This is a genomic window from Streptomyces sp. CA2R106 (genome assembly GCF_037034245.1).
In the GTDB taxonomy this organism is placed as follows: domain Bacteria; phylum Actinomycetota; class Actinomycetes; order Streptomycetales; family Streptomycetaceae; genus Actinacidiphila.
The window spans coordinates 1-388 of sequence record NZ_JBAGKC010000193.1 but is presented as its reverse complement, the minus strand read 5'-3'; the positions used below and the strand labels follow the sequence as shown (position 1 = coordinate 388).

The 388-nt window shown below is 74.5% G+C and carries 1 protein-coding gene; it reads left to right on the top strand.

The window, feature by feature from the left end:
* A partial coding sequence (locus WA788_RS35695; RefSeq protein ID WP_335984681.1) for a polyketide synthase occupies positions 1–388 on the top strand: 388 nt, incomplete at both ends.

The window sequence follows — 388 nt, the reverse complement described above, 5'->3', positions numbered from 1 at the left end:
CCTGCGCGGCAGCGACACCGGCGTGTTCACCGGCGCAGTCGCGTCCGAGTACGCCGGCGGGGCGACACCCGACCTCGAAGGGTTCCGGCTGACCGGCACCACCACGAGCGTCATCGCCGGCCGGCTGAGCTACACCTTCGGCTTCCAGGGCCCCGCGGTCTCCGTGGACACCGCGTGCTCCTCGTCCCTGGTGGCGATGCACCTGGCGGCGCAGGCGCTGCGCAACGGCGAGTGCTCGCTCGCCCTGGCCGGCGGCGTGACGGTGATGTCCGGGCCGTTCCTGCTGGTGGAGTTCTCCCGGCAGCGCGGCCTGTCGCCCGACGGCCGCTGCAAGTCCTACGCCGACGGCGCCGACGGCACCGGCTTCTCCGACGGCGCCGGCCTCGTG